Raw genomic sequence first — 17370 nt, 5'->3', positions numbered from 1 at the left:
GCCGCGCAAGATCGGGGGACCGGGCAAGATGAACTACAACTGGAACTGGAGCGTTCTGTGGGAGCCGGAATACTTTGGCTGGCTTCTGAGCGGCCTGGGTTGGACCGTGTCCGTAGCGCTCTGCGCCTGGGTGATCGCGATGGTCGTGGGATCGTTGGTGGGCGTAGGCCGAACCCTGCCCAACAAAGTGGTGAGCACAGTCTGCACCGCCTATGTCGAGCTGTTTCGGAACGTGCCGCTGCTGGTGCAGATGTTCATCTGGTATTTCGCCGTCCCCGAAATGCTGCCCGAGGACGCGGGGCGCTGGATGAAGCGCGAGATGCCTCAGCCGGAATTCGTCACCGCCGTTGTTGCCTTGGGCCTCTATACAGCCAGCCGCGTGGCAGAACAGGTGCGTGCCGGGATCGAGGCGGTGCCGACAGGCCTTAAGTCAGCGGCCACCGCACAGGGCATGCGCGTGTCGCAGGTCTATCGCTATGTCCTCCTGCCGATTTCTTTCCGGCTGATCGTGCCGCCGATGACCTCGGAATTCCTGACCGTCTTCAAGAATTCATCGCTTGCACTCACCATCGGGCTTCTGGAACTGACGGCGCAAAGCCAGCAGATCGCGGAATACACCTTTCAGAGCTTTGAGGCCTATACCGCCGCCACCATCATCTACGTTTTGATTGCGCTCTGCGCCACGATCGTCATGACCGTCCTGGAACGCTACACGCGCATACCCGGCTACGTTGGCAAGGGGAGCTGAGATGGGCGATTTTGACTTTGGCGTCATCCTGAACAACTTGCCGTTCCTCTGGCAGGGTTTGCAGCTCAGTCTGTGGCTCACCTTTCTTGCCGTCTTGGGCGGGGTCGTTTTGGGCACATTGCTCGCGTTGGCGCGGCTCTCCGGGATCAAGCCCCTGGCGCTTTTCGCTGCGGCCTATGTCAACCTGATCCGCTCGGTGCCCCTGATCCTCGTGATCTTCTGGTTCTACTTTCTTGTGCCGCTGGCCGTCGGTCGACCCATCGGCGGTTTCTATTCGGCCCTCATCGCCTTTGTGATGTTCGAGGCCGCCTATTACTCCGAGATCATGCGGGCCGGTATCCAGAGCGTAAGAACGGGTCAGGTTCACGCGGGGCAGGCCACGGGCCTTGGCTACTGGCAGGTCCAGCGATACATCGTCTTGCCGCAGGCGTTCCGCAACATGATCCCTATTCTGGTGACGCAGGGCATCATCCTGTTTCAGGATACCTCCTTGGTCTTTGTCGTATCGCTGCGCGACCTGATGACCGCCTCTTCCATCGTGGCCCGGACCGAGGGCCGCCTCGTTGAAATGTATCTCTTTGCCGCGCTCGTTTACTTCGTGATCTGCTTTGCGGGTTCGCTGTTCGTGCGTCGGCTTCAAGCGCGGATGACGACATGATCGAAATGAAAAATGTGAGCAAGTGGTACGGGGACTTCAAGGTTCTCACCGATTGCACGACCAAGGTTGCCAAGGGTGAGGTTGTGGTGGTCTGCGGGCCGTCGGGCTCGGGCAAGTCCACGCTCATCAAATGCGTGAACGGGCTGGAACCGGTGCAGGAGGGGCGGATCGTCGTGGATGGCGCTGAGGTGACAGGCGGTGGCGCAAAGCTGACCAAGCTGCGCGCAAAGATCGGCATGGTGTTTCAGCATTTCGAACTTTATCCTCACATGAGCGTGCGCGACAATCTGTGTCTCGCACAGGAAAAAGTGCTGGGCCGAAGCCGCAAGGAAGCCGAGGCCAGAACCGAGACGCTGTTGACGCGCGTGGGAATGATTGACCACATCGCCAAGTATCCCGGTCAGCTGTCCGGCGGTCAGCAACAGCGCGTGGCCATTGCACGTGCCCTTGCGATGGACCCGATCGCGATGCTGTTCGATGAACCGACCTCGGCGCTTGATCCCGAGATGATCAAGGAGGTACTCGACGTCATGGTGGGACTGGCCCGTGACGACGGCATGACCATGATGGTGGTGACGCATGAGATGGGCTTTGCTCGAAAGGTCGCGGACCGTGTCGTCTTCATGGATGCCGGTGCCATCGTCGAGGACCGTCCAACGCAAGAGTTCTTTGATGCGCCGGAAAGTGAACGCGCGAAGGATTTCCTGTCCAAGATCCTGCAACACTAAGACCTCAACCCCCGACGGTGCCCCAGCCGTCCCAAGCAAAACTTGATCTCTCACCACTGGCTCATGCGGCGGCTTGGGCATAGTTCGAGGTGCAACTGGGTCATCAAGAGAGCTTGGCGGCTACAGTCACGACGGTCTTGCAAGTCCATAAGCAGATCAAGATCACCGGCATCCTCGCCGGACACTACGCCCCAAAGCGGTGATCATGACAGTCCGATCCCTGGAAGGTTCTCCTCTCGAAGCAGTCCCCGCATGCACGAAATACAAGGTCAACGATCTCTGAATTGCCACGCCCGCATCCAAGGCACAGTCATCAAGGCTGACAAATTTCATGATCCGGGTCTCAAGCATTGACTGCTTTTGTTCCAAGACTGAGACGCAACAGCGTGGTTTGGCGCTCCTTCGTCAAGTCTGATGGATATATGTCCCCGGTGCTGTTTCCAGACCGGGATAGTCTGGGTGTTTGCCGGGCCGGCGCGCGGGCACCGCGCCGTTGCCTTGGCTGTCCAGCCATCTGGTCCATTCCGGCCACCAAGATCCCGACTGCGGATCATGTGCCGCCAGCCATGTGTCGGGATCTCGGTAGAGCGCCCCGGCGGGCCGGTGGCCGATCCGGTAATGCCGCCCTCTATGCGCCGGCTCGGATAGGATACCGCTATTATGGCCACCTTTGGTCAACAGAAAATGCAGATCGCAATCGGTGAAGAGGGCTGTCTTGTAGACGGAACGCCAAGGCGCGATGTGGTCGGTCTCGGTGCCAATGACAAAGAGCGGCACCGAGATATCCTTGAGCGCAATGACATCGCCGTCTACTGCAAACCGACCTGCGGAGACGCGGTTCTCCAGAAAGATCCCACGCAGATACTCCGAATGCATCCGGGCCGGCATTCGCGTCGTGTCATTCACCCAGACGGTGACATCGGTGGGCAGGTCCGGTTCTCCCAGAAAATAGCGCCGCACCGCACGCGACCAGATCAGATCCTCGGACCGGATCGCGGCAAAGGCTCCTGACATCTGCGGCCGGTCCAGATAGCCCTGCGACCACATCAGATCCTCCAGAAAGGCGACCTGACTTTCGTCGAGAAAGAGCAGCAATTCGCCAGCTTCGGCAAAATCCACCTGTGCCGCCATCAGCGTGACCGAGGCGAGCCTGTCGTCACCGTCGCGCGCCATCGCCGCCGCCGCGATGGCCAGAAGCGTGCCCCCGAGGCAATAGCCATTCGCATGCACCTTTTGCCCCGGCACGATGGTGTTGATCACCCTCAGAGCCTGCATGATGCCCTGATTGCGATAATCCTCAAGGGACAGGTCTGCATGCTCTGCCCCCGGATTGCGCCACGAGATGCAAAACACCGTGTAACCCTGCGCCACCAGCCAGCGAATAAAGGAATTCTCGGGCGACAGATCGAGGATGTAGTATTTCATGATCCATGCGGGCACGATGAGCACCGGTTCGGCCTGCACCTCTGACGTGGTGGGCGAATACTGGATCAGTTCCATCAAGTCATTGCGATAGACAACCACGCCCGGCGTGCAGGCCAGAACCTTGCCGAGTGCAAACTCCGTCGGCACGGGCCGATGTTCCTGTGCCAGAATGTGACGGGAGTCGTCGGCGTAATGTGCGACCCCGTCGATCAGGTTGCGCCCACCTGTCGCCTGAGTCTTTTCCAGAATCTCCGGATTGACGTGCGGGAAATTTGACGGCGATACTGTATCGAGAAGCTGCCGCATCATGAACCCGGTCCGATCCGCGTTCTGACGGCGCAATCCGCGCAGCTCCGATGTCGCGGCATGCCACCAGTCCTGCGTCGCCAGAAACCCCTGCTGCCAAAGGGAAAAGGGCGCCCTGCCCCACCCCACATGCGACCAGCGGGTGTCATTGGGCCCCGGCTTGAAAGGTTTTTCAGAAGGCTGGCCGAATATCTGAGCGGATGTGTAATGCGCAAGCCTCAACGCATTCGCCTGTGCCCGCTCCATCAGTTCCAATTGCCGCCCCGGCGCGCGACCCAGATGCATCGCCCAGTCGCTCCAGGCATCGATCATCGCGTGGGGCGACAGCCCGCCGGTAAACCGGGCGAGACTGGCCATGGCACTTCGGTCGAGCGCGGCGTGGGGATGCGGTTCGCGCTTGTCGGGAGATTGCTTTGGGGCAGGTGTTTGAACCAGCGGAACCACAACAGAATGCGGCTTTGGACCCTCCTTCTTGGGCAAAGTGGATCTGGCTGCGAGTGGGTTTTCGGACCATGCTGCGATGCCCTCCTTGGATCTGAGGTGTGCAAAAATTTCGGCGAGCGTGATCGTCATATCCTCGCCAGTCACAATCCAGCGCGAAGCTGCTCGCACGGCTCGCAAGGCACCGGTGGCACGCGAGCGCATGCCGCCCAACGGTCAGGGCGAAGAACGCTCTTGGTCAAAGTATTCTCCAGATCCTCGGAAAAGCACCTGACATGGATCAAATATGCATTCGAATTCGTGAATTACGGTGGAAGATGTTGTCCCAAGCCCAATCGTTCGACATCCTCAAACAGTGTAAACAGCGCCGCCTGTGACTGAGACAAAAGGCGAGGCAATCCGCGATGACCGATGGTTCACGTCCTCGGGTCCGTGACGCCCGGTACGTCGACGGTGCCAAAGACCCGTCCCGATGGTTGGCCTGTCGGCGACCCTCCCGGCGGCTCTTCGGAAATGCCGAGGGTCAGGGTGCCCCGCACCGCCGCAATCTCGATCGGCAGCGGCAGCGTCACGCTCTCTCCATCAGGCCAGATCCCCACGGATTGCGCAGGCTCGCCCGGCCCATGCGCCCAGACCTGCAAGATGCGCCCCGCTGGCGCCGCCCCGGCAGTGCGGGTCAGCAGGATCTCATTCGTGGTCTTGTCAACCAGCGCGATGACACGAAAATCTCTCGCGTCTGACGTGATCTCGGCCGCGTAGAGCGGGCCAAGCGACGGCGGCACCGCCGGACCCAGATCGACCACCGCAAGCGCGACGGCGACGGTCAGCGCGCCCCCCGTAAGGGCCTGCCAGAGCCCAAGACGTTTCCAGAGCGGCACGGGAGCTGTTTCCGGAAACAGGCGCTGTAAGAGCGCATCTCGTGCCCCCGAAGGCGGTGCCACGGGGTCGAGATCGGCCATTTGCGAAAGTTGAACCTCCCACCCCACGACACGCGCGGCAAAGGCGGGGTCCGTTGCCACGCGGGAGCGCGCGGCGACGTGCGCCTCGCCCGACAGCAACCCCATCGCATATTCCGCCGCCAGCATGTCATCTTCATCAAAGATGTCGGTCATCGGGTCATGCACTCCCGCAAGGCTGTGAGCCCTCGTCTAAGCCAGGTTCGCATCGTGTTGAGGGGTATGCCCGCGCGCGCGGCCAACTCCGCATAGCTGAGCCCGTCGAGATAGGCCCCCGTGATGGCGGCGCGCCGGTCCTGCTCCAGTTCTTCGAGACAGCGCTGGATGCGCCCCGCCTCAGAGCGCGCCAGAGCGATGTGTTCCGGGTTGCCCCCCGGCGCGGCAAGACCCTCGTGATAGTCCTCAATCTCGCGATGCATCCGCCGCGCCCGGAGCCGGTCAATCGCCGTGTTGCGCGCAATCGTGATGAGCCAGGTCATCGGCGAATGGCCGGTGACGCGGTAGCGCCCTGCATGGGCCCATATCTTGACGTAGGCGTCCTGCATGGCGTCCTCGGCGGCATGATCCTGATCCAAAACACGAGCGCAGACCGCATATAGTTTCGCGCTTGTGGCATCATAAAGTGCAGCAAAGGCGGCACGATCCCCGAGCGCACAGCGAGAAATGAGGTGCTCGAGATCCTCGGCAGAGCGCGCCCCTCCGGTGATCGAGTGGGCATCAGCATCGCCTGTCGCTGACCTGAGGGGTCTGGTCTCGGGATCGGTTTTGATCGTTCTTACCCAGTCAAATAAAATGTCCCACGCCCGGACATCTACGGTTCTGTCGAGTCGCGGCGCTCGCGAATTGGCTCGCATTGGACGCTTCAATGCAAGCAAAAAGGACTCCTCCATCCCGTTCAAGACAAATTTTACCCTGACCGCGCGCGATGGCCGATGGGGCGCTGCATCCCGGCATGAGTCCAAATCGAGATGCGAAATAGGGTTCGTGCATCTGAAGGTTTTTCAAAGTTCTTGCACCCGATTTTGAAACTTTGCGTCGCCTTCTTCCGTGACTGTCAGGCGACGTTTGCAAATGCGAGGAGAAATCATGGCACATCTAGCGAATAACTATGCATCTTTTGAAACCTTTCTAAGGAGCGCTGAGTCGACCTATACGGTTGATTTCATTGCGCTCAATGGCTCAGGCGTCAGTGGGTCGGCGATCCTCGCAATCGGCGCACCGGAAGCGACTGGCGAACAGTATCTGAATGTATCGATCACTGTTGAGGGGATGGAGCCGAACCAGCCGGTGCCGCAGCACATCCATGGTCTTTTTGATGCTGACGGCGATCCTGTGAACTCTCAGACGCCCGACATCAACAGTGACGCAGACCGCGACGGGTTGGTAGAAGTGCTGGAAGGTGTGGGGCAATACGGTGACGTGCTTTTGACATTGAGCGGAGAAGGCGCCACGCCAACGACCAATGCGGATGGCTCGTTCACATATATTCGGGCTTTCGACCTTAATGATGCGTCCAACTTCTTTAGTCCCGTAACGATGAACGACTACGTCGGCGCCGATATTCTGCCGTTGACCTTGCGTGAAATCGTTCTGCACGGCGTTTCTGTGCCAACGGGTATTGGTGCTGGAACTACGGGTGAGGTTGATGGCACTCAAGACGGGTTCGTACCTATTCTGCCCGCCGCTGCGGGCGAAATTGAACAGATCAGCCTTGCCGAGGCTTTGTCCTTGCTGGACGATCAACGCGCCATGGGCGGCGTCAGCGTCATGCTGGCCGACACCGGTGAAACGGCCACTGGCACTGAAGGCGACGACAGTATCGATGGCGGTGCAGGTGATGATGTCATCATCGGTCTTGGCGGCATGGACACTCTGACGGGCAATGACGGCAGTGACGATATTGACGGTGGGCTTGGTGACGACGTGATCATGGCGGGGAGCGATACCAATATCGTCAACGCCTCTGATGCGGGTGCCTCGGGGGCATTGTCCCGCGCTGAATATGACAACGGTTATGCCGGTGGTGCCGGGGATGACTTGATCATCGGCGGCGCAGGTGACGATATCATCACTGGTGACGATGAGAGCCGGGTCTCGACCGTAACCGGAGAGACGTTCAATCCTGATGCTGACGGGTCGGACACGATCTTTGGTGGTGCCGGAAACGACGAGATTCATACCGGGTCCTGGGCCGATAGCGATGATGGATTTGACAATAGTCAAACCGGCACGGCGTCTGATGAGGCGCATGGCGGGGACGGCGACGACATCCTGCGCGGCGCAGGGGGTGATGACATCCTGAATGGCGATGCAGGCAACGATAATGTTGGCGGCGGTGGCGGCGCGGACAGCATGACGGGCGGCGCAGGCGATGATGTGCTCTTTGGCAATGCCGGTGCGGACGTGATCGACGGCGGCACCGGGAATGACACGCTTCAGGCTGGTGCGGGCGATGATGACGACGCCTTCAATGCCGCCAGCTTTGGCGCTTCGGGCGCTTTGCCGCTGTCGGAATATGACAACGGCTATGCGGGCGGGGCCGGCGATGATCTGATCGAAGGCGGTGCTGGAGATGACATCATCACAGGCGATGACGACAGCCGTGTCTCGACGGCCACGGGTGGCCTATTCGATGCAGATGCCGATGGATCGGATACGATTTTTGGCGGTGCAGGCAATGACGAGATTCACACTGGAAGCTGGTCTGATGGCGATGATGGGTTGAGCAACATCTCAACGGGTCTGATGGGCGACATGGCCTTTGGCGGTGATGGCGACGACATTCTGCGCGGCGCAGGCGGCAACGACTTTCTTGCCGGAGAGGCTGGTGACGATGACATTGGCGGCGGCGGCGGCGTGGACAGCATCGTCGGCGGCGCCGGCAATGACGTTCTCGCAGGCAATGGCGGCGATGACATTATATCGTCCGGCGATGGTGACGATGTGGCCATGGGCGGCGATGGCGATGACATGATCGGCGGGGGCCTCGGCAATGACATGGTTTCAGGCGGCGCTGGCAACGATGTGATCGGTGCTGGTCCTGGCGACGATACTGTAGACGGGGGCGATGGTGACGATATCGCCAACGGCGGCGCTGGCGACGACGTTCTGATAGGTGGAGCCGGGGACGACAGGCTCGGTGGCAGCGACGGCGCAGACGCGTTGAGTGGCGGCGACGGTGACGACCTGATGGGCGGCGGCGCCGGGATGGACGTGATGAGCGGCGGCACGGGCAACGATCAAATGGGCGGTGGCCTTGGCGACGATCTTGTGAACGGCGAAGACGGCGACGACTTTGTCGCTGGTGGAAATGGTCGCGACACGCTGTCCGGAGGTCTTGGCGACGACACCTTGAACGGTGGTGATGGCGACGACGAAATGCACGGGGGAGAGGGGCTAGATGTCTTTGTCTTCAACAGCTTCAATGCCGGAGAGGTCGATGTGATCTCAGATTTCGACAGTGAAGGTGATCTGCTCGACCTGCGCGGCGTCACCGAGGGCTTTGATGGTCTGAGCATTTCATCGACATCCTTTGACGGATCCACCGCCACGCAGATCAGCTACGAGGATCACATGATCGTTCTTCTTGATGTAGATGCCACAACGCTGGATGGGAGCGATTTCCTCTTTAGCTAGAAAATCTATGACCAGGGGCCTTCACAGCCTGTGATGGCCCCTCGTCCCAATGCGTAAAGTCGAGATAACAGGTCCTGTGAAGAGCTCGCAGGCGACGTTCCGGAAAGTTTGGGCATCGCATCATTGGGCACGGGAGGTCCATTGGCTGTTTGATCGCCCATAGAAGTCCCTTTCAGTGCCAGAATTGCAAGATAACGCCGCACGACAGTGTCTTTTTGACCATGCGCCACGGCGATGTCGGCAAGCGAAGTGAATTGATGCGGTGGATGCCCCACCGCATCAATTCAACAAGGGGTCATTCCACAGCTTTATATCCCTGCTCCTTCAACCGCTGGAGGACATCCATCACATGCTTGGCCTGGAAGTCGGACGGTTCCCGACCTTAAAGACTGGAAGCTCTGCCGATACCCAAAAAGTCGTTTTATCGCGACGTAATCACTCTCGATGCGGTGCGCTGGTGAAAAAGTTTCTTTCCAGCCGTTTGGAACATTCGCGTATAGTGGTTGCAGTTAATCCATCAAGGCACGCGCGTGAGATTGAAAAAAAACTTGGGTGAAGTTCCTCTTTTAATGCTTACCACGTCTCCAGCTAGCCGGGGTCAATGGCGACTTGCCGTTGTCGTTCTGGTCATACTCTTTGCTGCGATGCTCATAACGGCGCCGTTCGCTCAGCTCCGCCTTGAGAACACAGAGGCGTTGCTTCTGGTCTACGCAACCGCAGTTTTCATCATCGATTTGATGACCGCCGCCTTGCTGCTCACGCTTGTTTCGGTTCAGCGTTCGCTTGCCGTGCTTGCCTTGTCGATCTGCTATCTCTTCTCCGGCGTGATGGTCCTGCCTTGGGCCGTTTCGTTTCCCGGCGTTCCAGCGTTGCTGAACTTGCCCGATGTCGGGCTTCAAACCACTGCCGCGATTGCCGCGCTGCGTCGCCTCGGTTTTCCACTCTTCGTACTCGCCTACGCGCTGATGAAAGAGGCCGGCCCGAACGCGCGAAGCCCGAAGGGTTGGGAAAAGAACATCATCTTTGTAAGCGTCAGTGGCGTGGTCGTGATTGCCTGCAGCCTGACCTGGCTCATCCTCACCAACAATCACGCCCTGCCAAATTTCATGCGAGACACACAGAACGTCTCCGCGCTTTGGGAGTACGTTCCAGCCACGGCAGCGGGTCTGTGCGTGGCTGGTCTCGTCACATTGTGGATCAGACAGCGCTCGGTGCTCGATCTGTGGTTGATGGTCGTCCTTTGCACTTTTCTCATCGAGATCATTCTAATCGCCTATCTAAGTTCCGGTCGCCTCAGCGTCGGCTGGTGGGCCGGGCGCGTTTACGGCCTGATTTCTGCGAGCATTGTGCTTTTGGCTTTCCTTTCGGAGACAATGACACTTTACAGCCGCCTCGCGCACTCGGTTTCGGCCGAACGTCGCGCGCGTGAGGCTCGGCTCACGGCCATGGCGGCCTTGTCGGCATCCATCGCGCACGAGATAAACCAGCCATTGGCCAGCATGGTGACCAACGCCGATGCCGGGTTGCGTTGGCTCGGCAGGTCCGATCCCGATCTTTATGAGGCACGCGCCGCACTGGAACGCATCGTCAATGATGGTCATCGCGGCGCCGAGGTGATCAAAGGCATCAGGGCGATGTTCAAAAATGGCACCCCGGAGAGGGTCGTCGTGGACGCCAACCGGCTCATCAACGACGTCCTGAAGCGCAGCCTCGGCGAGTTGAAACTTGTGCGTGTCTCCATTTACACCGAGTTCGACAAGACATTGCCACCGGTCACGGGATGTCCCATCCAGCTTGAGCAGGTGATTACCAATCTGGTTGCGAACGCAATGGATGCCATGAGGACCGTCACCGATCGGGAACGTGTGCTGCGCATCAGGTCCGCGCTTGATGGTCCCGACGGAATCCTGGTTTCGGTGGAAGATTCAGGGATCGGAATGGATCCGAACTCCAAGGAGCGGATCTTTGAGCCGTTCTATTCCACGAAACCAGATGGTATGGGCATGGGCCTCATGTTCTGCCGATCGGTCATCGAGGCCCATGGCGGACGGCTGTGGGTGATGGACAACAAACCGTATGGCACCGTCTTTCAGTTTACGATACCGAGCACCAAAGCGCCCACCACAATTCATGGAAAGCGAGACCATGAGTACGGACCAGTCCCTCGTTTTCATCGTAGATGACGACCCTTCAATGCGCGAATCCATTGAAAGCCTGCTGCGCTCCGTGGGCCATTCTGTGCGGTCGTTCGCGTCGGCACAGGATTTCATGCGCGCCGACCGGCGCGATGCGCCCGGCTGCCTGATTCTCGACATCCGGTTGCCCGGGCGAAGCGGACTCGAGTTTCAGCGCGAACTGGCCAATTCGGATGTCCACCTACCCATCGTCTTCATTACGGGTCATGGCGATGTTCCCATGTCCGTGGCCGCCATGAAGGCGGGAGCGATAGAGTTTCTCAACAAGCCATTCCGCGATCAGGATCTGCTCGACGCGGTCCATCGGGGGCTCGAGCTGGATCGCGACCGCAGGTCGGAGGCGGCGATGCTGGCCGAGCTTTCGCAACGTTTTGAGTCTCTTACGCCACGCGAACGCGAAGTCATGGCGCTTGTCAGCGCGGGTCGGTTGAACAAGCAAATCGCCTCGGACCTCGCTCTCAGTGAGGTCACCATCAAGGTTCATCGTGCGCAAGTCATGCGCAAGATGGAGGCGAAATCCCTGCCGGACCTGGTGCGTTTCGCAGACAGGTTGGCGCGCGATACCACAAAGTCGTAGACGGCCCACACTTCCGCACAATTGTTTCGACCACCTATTTCGTCCACCCTTTCGTGGAGCGAGTGATTGCGGCTTCGAGTGACAAGGTGCCGACAAGATTTCAGGGCCTCAACACTTCGCTTTCTGAGCTAACGGAAACCACGACGATGTCGAAAAAGTTCATGATCTCTATTGTCGACGATGATGAACCGGCTCGTGAGGCGGTCTCTGGCCTAGTCAGGTCGCTTGGGTTTGTAACGACCGTGTTCGGAAGTGCTGCCGATTTCCTGAAAGCCGCACAGCTGTCGCGTACTGCCTGCCTGATTGCAGACATCCAGATGCCAAGGATGACCGGGCTCGAGTTGTACGAATATCTGGTGGCATCAGGCACTCCGATTCCAACGATTCTCATTACCTCCTGTGCCAACGAGACGGCGCAGGCGCGCGCGCTGAAGTTGGGAATTCAATGCTACCTCACAAAGCCCCTGAACCCCGAAGATCTTCTCGTTTGCATTCATGCTTCGATCGGCGATGGGCCCTCGAGGTTCGATTGATCAATATCTGTGCGCTGACCCGAGGGGGCCCCAAGGATGAACATCGCAAGCCTAGCTTACCGTGTTGCAAATAGCTGATGGAGACTACCATGCCGACCGCCCCCATCTCCAACCCGCCGTTCAGTCGCTGCAAATCGGTGCTCTCCGGCTCGACCTTTGAAGCGAGCTATGGCTATGCGCTCCTCCAATTGCTCAGAATGCTGCTGCGAGTGATCGCGGTCGCTTGGCTGGAGATCCGAACGCCGACCGCAGCGGCAGTTAACGAAGGCCCGCGCGCCAATCAGTTCCCATTGAGCCACGCGCGCGGCAACGCTGTTATGAGATATTTTTGCACAATGGTCTTTGCCATCTTGAGTACAGGCCCTGCAGCCGCCGACCCAATGATCTTCAAGGGGAGGGTGGAGGCGTCGGAGCATGCCGTGCTGTCAAGCCGTTTAAATGGCGTTGTTACCGAGATCCTATTCGAAGGTGGCGATTTGGTCACTGCGGGGCAACCGCTAATCCGTCTTGACCCGACCGATGCAGAGATTGCGCTCGAGATCGCCGCGGCACGGCTTGCCGAGGCAAGGGCCCTGCTCGAAGGTGCCACCCGCCGGACGGCCCGCCAAGAGGCGCTGCACGTCCGCGGAATCGCCGCAGATGCTTCGCTCGGTCCTGCGCGCACTGAAAAGGCAATGGCCAAGGCAGCTGTTGCTCTTGCGATGGCTGAGCGGCGAAGGGCCGCCCTTGATCTTGAGCGCGCGATCATCAGGGCTCCGATCTCTGGCCTTATTTCTCCGCCTGCAGTCGCAGTTGGAGCGTTCCTCGAGGCTGAAGCCGGACCGTCGCTTGGCAGGATCGTAGCGTTCGACCCGGCGGTTGTTGCCTACCGCACCCCATATTCCGAGCGGCTTGCGGCGCTGGAGGCAACAAGCGCTGCAACGGCTGCACAGTTGTTGCAACACGTCAAAGTGCGCCTGCAACTGCCCGGAGGTAGGGTCTATCCCGGAGAGGCGATTCCACATGCGGAGAGCGCCGAAGTTGATGCGGAGACCGACACCGTCACCGTATGGGCACGTTTCCCGAACCCCGACGCACTGCTGAGACCGGGCATGTCGGTCACGGTCCTTTCGACCGTGGGCTCCACGGAGGCGGACGAATGAGCCTGGACACCCGAAGCGGGACGGGAATTTTCGAGGGAGCCCACAGCACAAAGTTTCAGTCGACCCCTCACAATCCGCTGCTGAAAACTTCGCAATGAGAGATATCACATGACGATGCCCGCCTATTCATCTTTTGCCCAATGGTACAAGCAAGGCCCTCGCGCGCCCGATGTGCAAGTGATGAAATCCTCTGGCGGAATCCTCAACATGATTGAGGCAACGCAACCGGCCAAGAAAATGTATGACCCGGCTGTCCCCGATCTCGTCCTGCATCAGGATTTGTTCGGCGGTAGCCATATCAGTGCCAACCTCGGAGGTGGGCATTTCGACGTCACGACCAAAAGGGGCGGCTTTGTTCTCGCTGCACCGAACTTTGCCAATTATTCCAGGGTCGATACCAGTCATCACATTCGCAGCTTCGCATTCCCCTTGGCGCAATGGCAAAGCGTGCTCGATGAAGTCGCTGATGGCAAGTTCTCGTTCGGCGGCCTGGATATATACAGCAAAGCGTACACCACGCCGGCCATCCAGTCAGCGCTACGGAACCTTTGGTCAATTTGTGAAGAAGAAGGCCCTCCGTCGCGTCTGTTGGCGCGCGCTGCGGGTTGCGAGATCCTCGCCGGGCTGTGCCGATTGGGCGGTGCATCAATTGCGCCGACAAAGGGCGGTCTCGCGCCTTGGGCGAAGCGGCGTTGTATCGAGCTTATGCATATGCGGCTCTCGGAAGACATCAGTCTGGATGAGTTGGCTGCCGAGGTGCACCTCTCACCCTTTCATTTTGCCCGAATGTTCAAGCAGAGCCTCGGTGTGCCGCCACGGGTCTACCTGACGCAACTGAGAATGGAAAAAACTTGCGAACTCCTCGAACAAACAGACCTGTCCGTCACGGAGATCGCTCTGGAGGTCGGATATTCGTCCAACCAAGTGCTAGCTCGGGTATTTCTCAAAAAGCGGCATATGAGCCCGTCCGAGTATCGACGGTCCGTTCGCGCTCCGGTGCGGTCCTTCGGGCTAGGTTCTGACGTCAGCACGTTTGGAACAGATCAATGACAACGGACAGGCAGAGCCAGCCCTCGTGAGTCTTGACGCAGGTGATATCTGTCACCCAAACCATGCCGGGCGCAGCGACTTCGAACTGTCGGTTCAGCGCGTTGTCAGCGAGCACAGCAGGCTTGCCTCCGTATCGCCCCGGTCGGCGCTTGTCGCCAATCTGCGCGGCAGTTCCAGCCAGGCAGACCAAACGCGCAACACGGTTCTCTGAACAGGTCTCGCCGTGATCGCGCAGATCGTCGGCGAGCTTGCGATAGCCATAGAGTTTGCCGCTGTCGGCCTAGGCCTGTCGGATCAAATCGGCGGTATTATGGAGCAAACTCACCAAGCAAAGCATCTACAAATCCAGGGGCATTTCACTTAGACCGCCAACGGTGTGCCCGCGGCGGTCTATCCTTTTTGGAACGACTTGACCGGTATCAGACGATCAGATCGCCATGGTCGATCGATACGGCCTGATCAATTATCACTAGGTCTGAAATCGTGCCAGCAAACGCATTGCTGATCGTGTCGCCGCCGTTCGAACTGGTCCACCCGAGCCCGCCAACTTGCAAGTTCTGATGATTGAGGCTTAGATCGACCTCAAACGCCTTGGTTCCGATCAGTTCGCCATTCACAGCCAGGCCGACTTCACCGTCTCCAAACCATGTTTGAACGTCGTAGTCTTGGCCTGCCGTGATGCCGGGGGCTCGAAAGGCCATGTCGCTGTCTTCATCCTGAAAGACAAGATACAGCGAATCTCCCTTAAGCATAACCGATAAATGGTTTCCGCCGCCAGCGTAGTGGAAGGCATCTTTGGAAAACAATCCCTGCGTGCCGCGCAGGTCGTCGGCATTGAAGGTGAAAGAGATCGTGCCTTCCTGCACCTCATAGGCGGCATCGTGCTCGAGATTCACGATACTGCCTGTTTTGCCAGTGAACGTCTGTTCTGCAGCCTGTTCATAAACGACATTGGCAATGATGTCGGTGGGTGGCGATTCCGGTGTCGGGGTGCCCCCCACAGTTCCTGAGTCAGCCAATGCGTCGGACAGTAGGTTCTGGAACTGCGCAGGGGTCAGGTTGCCCTCTGCTACGATGATATCAGAAATCGTTCCGTCGAAAACATTCGAGAACCCAGCCTCACCGGATTCACTGGACCAGCCGCGGGCGCCGAACTGTAGATATTCCACATTGTTGGTCCAGCTCGTCGAGAAATCGGCGGAGTGCACTTGCGCTCCATTTAGCCAGACTGACGTATTGCCATCGCCAAAGGAGACCTGCAGATCATAGTCGGTATCGGCCTTGATACCACCGATCCGGGCGAAGTCGTCATTTGCGCCATCTTGAAAGCGTACGATCAAATTACCGTTTTCGATGTAACTGACCAGATGATTGCCGCCGCCAGTGTAATAGCTGGCGTCCTTGGAGAACAACCCATGCGTGCCTGACACGGTGTCAGCGTTGAAACTGAACGAGACCGTCGCCGCGTCCAACGCCAGATTGCTGTTATGTGCGACCTCAATCACGTCCGAAGCGCTAGTGAATTCGTGCGCGCCCATCGCCGCATATGCTACGCCGTTCAGAGAGGAGTCGATTTGCCCCTGATCCGTGCCGCCCGTATTGTCCTCGGGAGTTGGTGCCGGTTGTTCAGGCGTCGGCTCGGGGGTTGGTGCCGGTTGTTCAGGCGTCGGAGGGGTGCTGCCGCTACTTGATGTGCCATTCAGCAGGTCGGTAAGCCTGTCGCTGGCACCCAGACCTGTGGACAGATCAATTGGACTACCGCCGACTGGCACGAAATCCTGCCATTGGTTTCCATCGCCGCTGAAAAGTTTGCTCATATCGGCATCGTTACCATAGAAATAGTTACCACTCACATTAGGCACATTCGTTTGGTTCAGGATGGATTTTGCTATGTTGTCTTGGACAGTAGTTCCTTCATTAGTCCACCCTCTTGCATCGGTAAGCCGAATGATCGCGCCGCCGCCACCGGGCCAAGGGATAAGGGTGTTGTTTTGGATCACAACATTCTCTTGCCCGCCATGAATTGCGATAGAGTTTGGAGAACCAACATTTATCAGGTTATTCTCGATCAGAATGTTTTTGTAGCCGCCGTTATTCGGGTCCCCAAAAAAGAAGCCTTGGGCATAGACGCTGCCTGTCGTCGGATCGTCGTAGAGGTGATTGCCGCGGAAGGTGATATCGGTAGGAATGCCAGTGGATGTACCGAACATCTGCACTAGATCTGGATGAACGAGCGGTGCTGCGGCTACATCATACACGGTGTTGTTCTCGAACAAACCGTACTTCGATGCACCGGTAATACGCACGACATCGGCTGTGGCGTGATGGATATAGTTCTCAGTGATCGTAAAGTTCGTAACGTCATTCAATATGAGCGTGTTTTGCCCGCCACTGATATCATTGTTATCAATCACAATATTATCGGCGTCACGGATGTAGAGAGCATTCTTGAGGATGCTGTTCGAGATGGTTACATGGTGAGCATTCTGATCAATGCGGGGTTGAGATTCGATGATCAGCCCATCCAGATGGATGTTCGATCCGCCCGGGACATCAATGTCGCTGAAAGTCACTTTGTGAGGGTTGATGGCCTCAATCGTAACTTTTGAAGTGAAGTCCTTGGAAAGTGTGATGGATCCGTAGTAACCGTCTAACAGTTTTATTATTTCTCCGCCCTTGGCAGCTGCCAGAGCACTTTCCAGGCTGGAAAGACTTGACACGGTGATTTCAATCGCCATGGTAATACTCCTGTTCGAGCGTAACAAAGCGAATTGCTACGCGTGTCCATTCGGTTGTGATTGGCCGGGACAAACACTGTCCTAACTGTTGAAGATCTGCCTCTGAGGTGGCCTGTGGGCCTTGAGTGACTATTACGGTGCAAGGTTCGTGCCATCAAGTTGTCGGATTTGCGTCGGCAAGTTTCCCGCATTTTTCGTCCTTAAACCGTCCAAACTTCGAGAATGATGATGGTTTCT

General features: G+C 58.2%; 14 protein-coding genes and 1 pseudogene. 10 read left to right on the top strand and 5 right to left on the bottom strand.

Annotated elements, in window-relative coordinates; genetic code table 11:
- Positions 1–28 precede the first annotated feature (28 nt).
- Genes ROS217_RS03185 through ROS217_RS03175 form a run of 3 tightly spaced genes read left to right on the top strand, consistent with a single transcriptional unit; the run spans position 29 to position 2134 of the window.
- Positions 29–748 carry an amino acid ABC transporter permease gene (locus ROS217_RS03185; protein ID WP_009816217.1) on the top strand — a complete coding sequence of 240 codons (720 nt, stop codon included), beginning with the start codon at positions 29–31 and terminating at the stop codon, positions 746–748.
- Position 749: 1 nt separating this feature from the next.
- Positions 750–1406 (top strand): amino acid ABC transporter permease, encoded by a 657-nt coding sequence (locus tag ROS217_RS03180; RefSeq protein ID WP_009816216.1) that lies wholly within the window; start codon positions 750–752, stop codon positions 1404–1406.
- Positions 1403–2134, top strand: coding sequence for an amino acid ABC transporter ATP-binding protein (locus ROS217_RS03175; RefSeq protein ID WP_009816215.1), 732 nt, complete (start codon positions 1403–1405; stop codon positions 2132–2134). The genes ROS217_RS03180 and ROS217_RS03175 overlap by 4 nt, the downstream gene beginning before the upstream one ends.
- A gap of 405 nt (positions 2135–2539) precedes the next feature.
- Here ROS217_RS03175 and ROS217_RS03170 read toward each other — a convergent pair whose 3' ends face one another.
- The 3 genes from ROS217_RS03170 to ROS217_RS03160 form a co-directional block, all read right to left on the bottom strand.
- Positions 2540–4510 carry a PHA/PHB synthase family protein gene (locus tag ROS217_RS03170; protein WP_009816214.1) on the bottom strand — a complete coding sequence of 657 codons (1971 nt, stop codon included), beginning with the start codon at positions 4508–4510 and terminating at the stop codon, positions 2540–2542.
- 212 nt (positions 4511–4722) lie between these two features.
- Positions 4723–5418, bottom strand: coding sequence for an anti-sigma factor (locus tag ROS217_RS03165; RefSeq protein ID WP_009816213.1), 696 nt, complete (start codon positions 5416–5418; stop codon positions 4723–4725).
- Positions 5415–6116 (bottom strand): sigma-70 family RNA polymerase sigma factor, encoded by a 702-nt coding sequence (locus tag ROS217_RS03160; RefSeq protein ID WP_157046534.1) that lies wholly within the window; start codon positions 6114–6116, stop codon positions 5415–5417. Before ROS217_RS03160 ends, ROS217_RS03165 begins: the two co-directional genes overlap by 4 nt.
- A 232-nt stretch (positions 6117–6348) precedes the next feature.
- Here ROS217_RS03160 and ROS217_RS03155 point away from each other — a divergent pair, with 232 nt between their 5' ends.
- From ROS217_RS03155 to ROS217_RS03130, 6 genes are all read left to right on the top strand, one after another.
- On the top strand, positions 6349–8898 hold the full coding sequence (locus ROS217_RS03155; RefSeq protein ID WP_254656369.1) for a calcium-binding protein: 2550 nt from the start codon (positions 6349–6351) through the stop codon (positions 8896–8898).
- 530 nt (positions 8899–9428) lie between these two features.
- A complete protein-coding gene (locus ROS217_RS03150; protein ID WP_198134862.1) occupies positions 9429–11081 on the top strand; it encodes an ATP-binding protein in 1653 nt (550 codons plus the stop codon).
- Positions 11029–11670 carry a response regulator transcription factor gene (locus ROS217_RS03145; protein ID WP_198134861.1) on the top strand — a complete coding sequence of 214 codons (642 nt, stop codon included), beginning with the start codon at positions 11029–11031 and terminating at the stop codon, positions 11668–11670. The genes ROS217_RS03150 and ROS217_RS03145 overlap by 53 nt, the downstream gene beginning before the upstream one ends.
- Before the next feature lie 146 nt (positions 11671–11816).
- The gene (locus ROS217_RS03140) at positions 11817–12203 is read left to right on the top strand and encodes a response regulator transcription factor (RefSeq protein ID WP_009816208.1); all 387 of its coding nucleotides are present in this window, start codon (positions 11817–11819) and stop codon (positions 12201–12203) included.
- Positions 12204–12292: 89 nt separating this feature from the next.
- Entirely contained in the window at positions 12293–13345 is a 1053-nt protein-coding gene (locus tag ROS217_RS03135) for an efflux RND transporter periplasmic adaptor subunit (protein ID WP_254656368.1), read from the top strand.
- Positions 13346–13453: 108 nt separating this feature from the next.
- On the top strand, positions 13454–14395 hold the full coding sequence (locus ROS217_RS03130) for an AraC family transcriptional regulator (RefSeq protein WP_009816206.1): 942 nt from the start codon (positions 13454–13456) through the stop codon (positions 14393–14395).
- On the opposite strand, the pseudogene ROS217_RS24000 reads toward ROS217_RS03130, so the two are convergent.
- Positions 14382–14672 (bottom strand): annotated as a pseudogene (locus ROS217_RS24000) (IS3 family transposase); the annotation flags it as partial. The gene ROS217_RS03130 and the pseudogene ROS217_RS24000 overlap by 14 nt on opposite strands.
- On the opposite strand from ROS217_RS24000, the gene ROS217_RS25100 reads away from it, so the two are divergent.
- Positions 14619–14759 (top strand): hypothetical protein, encoded by a 141-nt coding sequence (locus tag ROS217_RS25100; RefSeq protein ID WP_009816204.1) that lies wholly within the window; start codon positions 14619–14621, stop codon positions 14757–14759. The pseudogene ROS217_RS24000 and the gene ROS217_RS25100 overlap by 54 nt on opposite strands.
- A 55-nt stretch (positions 14760–14814) precedes the next feature.
- Here the strand turns inward: ROS217_RS25100 and ROS217_RS03120 are convergent, their stop codons facing one another.
- The gene (locus ROS217_RS03120; RefSeq protein ID WP_009816203.1) at positions 14815–17133 is read right to left on the bottom strand and encodes a right-handed parallel beta-helix repeat-containing protein; all 2319 of its coding nucleotides are present in this window, start codon (positions 17131–17133) and stop codon (positions 14815–14817) included.
- Positions 17134–17370 lie beyond the last annotated feature (237 nt).

The sequence above is a fragment of the Roseovarius sp. 217 genome (assembly GCF_000152845.1).
Taxonomy (GTDB): Bacteria; Pseudomonadota; Alphaproteobacteria; order Rhodobacterales; family Rhodobacteraceae; genus Roseovarius.
This window is presented reverse-complemented; position numbering and strand designations above follow the sequence as displayed.